The organism is Hymenobacter agri (assembly GCF_054778495.1).
This window is the reverse complement of the sequence record NZ_BAAGZM010000594.1, coordinates 1-2,623: the sequence shown is the minus strand read 5'-3', so window position 1 is coordinate 2,623 and position 2,623 is coordinate 1. Positions and strand designations below refer to the sequence as shown.

Annotated in this window: 2 protein-coding genes; both read right to left on the bottom strand. The window is 63.5% G+C overall.

Features of this window, described 5'->3' with window-relative positions; translation table 11 throughout:
• Window positions 1-1,408: hypothetical protein (locus ACYVDE_RS19865; protein ID WP_460503273.1), on the bottom strand; the 1,408-nt coding region annotated here is incomplete at its 3' end.
• Between the two features lie 243 nt (window positions 1,409-1,651).
• On the bottom strand, window positions 1,652-2,623 hold a 972-nt coding region (locus ACYVDE_RS19860), incomplete at its 5' end, for a T9SS type A sorting domain-containing protein (protein ID WP_460503272.1).

The window sequence follows — 2,623 nt, the reverse complement described above, 5'->3', positions numbered from 1 at the left end:
CCCCGGCGCTGGCCAGGGCGGTGGCGGCGCGCTGCAGCACGGGGGCGGCGTCGTTGTCGTCGTAGTAGGTTTTCGACTCGAAGGTGCCCGCAGCAGTGAGGCGGTAGAGGATGCTCATATGGCCGTTGATGGTGCCCGTGCGCAGGTCGGTCGATACGCCGGCGTAGCCTTCGAGCTTGATGCGGGCCGAGGCCGTGCCGCGGTAGGTATTGTCGAGTGAGATGCTATAGGTACGGGCCGTGGCCGAGTTGTTCATCAGCAGCACGGTGTAGCCAGTGGCGTCGCGCAGGCCCAGAAACACGAGGTCGTCTTTCGGGTAGCTGGCGTTGGTTTCCTGGTCGCCGGGCATGTAGTTGGCGCGCTGGTTCTGGCTCAGCAGCGCGAAGTGGTGCATGGTGGAGCGGCGCGTGTTGTCGGCGTTGTAGAGCGAGAAATCGGTGCCGCCCTTATCGCCGTTGCTTTCCGAAATGCTCCACGGCGTCACGCAGAAGGCCCGTTTGGCCAGGGCCAGCTTGGTCATGGTGGCCACAAACTGCCCGGCCGTGAAGCCGTAGGGCTTCCAGGTGCTGGTGGTTTTGGCTTCGGTGTTCACCTCGGTCACGGCCATGCGCAGGTCGGTCCAGGTGGCGTCGATGCCGTGGCGGGTGGTGTTCACGTTGTCGAGGTAGCTCTGCACGGTATCGAAGCGGCTGCCCAGCACCTGCTCGCGGTTGCCGGCGCTGTCGTAGTAGTGAAACGAAAACGAGTCGAGCAGCGGAATTTTGCGGGTGCCCACCGTCACGTACTCGTCGCCCACGTCGGCGATGAAGTTGGCGTAGTACAGCGAAATTGGCTGGTCGTAGAACAGGCGGAAGTCGCCGCCCACGATTTTACAGTTGTTGCTGGCCTGCTTCACCAGCCGCGCCATGGCCTTGAACCGGTCGCGGAAGCCGTAGTAGCTCAGGCCCAGGTAGGGCTGGTTGTTGGTTACCCAATCGGTCATGCTCATCTGGTCGGGGGCCGGGTCGGCTTCGTTGCCGATGGCGAAGTAGCTCACGCCGTTGCTCGTGAAATAATTCACCCAAGTCGTCACCTGCGCATCGGTCAGGTTGATGGACAGCTGCACCAGCAGCTCGCCGTTGAGGCTGTTCTTGATGTAGCTCACCAGCGGCAGCCAGTTTTCCTTCACGCTCCAGTCGCGGGCCGGGTTGGAGTTGCGGTTGCGCTCGTTGCCGCCAATGCGGTAAAGCTTCATCTGGGCCGTTTTCAGGTCGGTTGTGATGGTGGCGTTGGGCTGATTGTTCCAGTAGTTGATGCCGAAAAAGTTGGTGCTCACGGGCACGCCCTGCGCGGCGGCGGGCAGCGAAGCCGCGCCCAGCACCAGCCCAGTCAGCAGCAGTTGAAGAGAGTTGCGAAGTGGTTTTTTCATAGGATGTGGGAATTTTGGGATGGGAAAAAGAAAGAAGTTTTCAGCGCACAGCTCCGCCACTGCTGATGGAAAATGTCCTCGAATGAGTTGGCTTAGAGAATCAAAAAGCACGGTCAGGCCGAGCGGAGCCGAGGCAGCTCGCGTGCAGCAGTAAACCCAATCCATTGAATTACTACCGCACGTGAGTTGCCTCGGCTCCGCTCGGCCTGACCATGCTTTTAGGCTATACAGCCTGATTTCAGCTTACTCCAGCACCACGCGCTTTGTTAGCAGCTGGCCGTCGGCCTGCAGACGCAGCGTGTACACGCCCGCCGCCAGCGCCGCCGTCTGGAACTCCACCGTAGCTCCAGCCGCATTCAGGCCTATGCTGCGGGTGAGCACAGCCTGCCCAAGCGAATTGAACAGGGTGGCGCGGACGGCTACCTGCCCCGCCAGCGGCGGCAGCAATACCGTGAAACTGCCGTGGGCCGGGTTCGGGTACAGACTCACGGTGGCCGCGTTCAACTCCGCCCGCGTAGCGGTGACGGTAGCCGGGCGCAGCACGAGGCTGAAGCGGCCGGTGCCACTCGCCGCCGTGGTCAGTGTGAAGGCATAGCGCGTGCCCGTCGTCAGCGGCTGCTGGGTGCCCGTCAGGGCATCGCGCAGGTACACTGCCGTGTTACCAAAGTTGGCCAAATCGGCTGCTTCAAACGTGAAACTGCCGGCCTGCGGTACGCGCAGATGCAATGGTACCACTACCTCGGTGTTGGCCATCAACGGCAGGCCGTTGATAGCCAGCGGGCGGGAACCGCTCAGCGTGGCCAGGTCGAGGCCGGCGGGGTTGGGCAGCTTGGTGGCGTCGAACTCGGCATCCACACCGGCCGTGGCCCCGGCTTGCAGGTATAGAAAGGCGTCGTCGCTCAGGTTGACGCCGGCTAGCTTCAGGTGCAGCAGGGGGCGGCTGTCGGCCATTCCGCGCCCAAACACCGGCTGCGGCGCGAAGGTGGTGACGCGGTTGGCGTTGGTCAGGTTCACGGCGCCGGGCGTGCCGACGGTGCTCACGCGGGCGAAGTAGCCCGAGCCCGCTACCACCAGCGGTGAGCTGCCGATGCCATTGGCGTAGCTGCGGTAGGTGCCGGCGTACTGGCCGGTGCTCTGGTACACGTAGATGGCGGCGTCCATGCCGGGGCGCTGGGCGGGGGCTACGGTGCTCCAGTCGAGGGGGCTCGGGTAAGG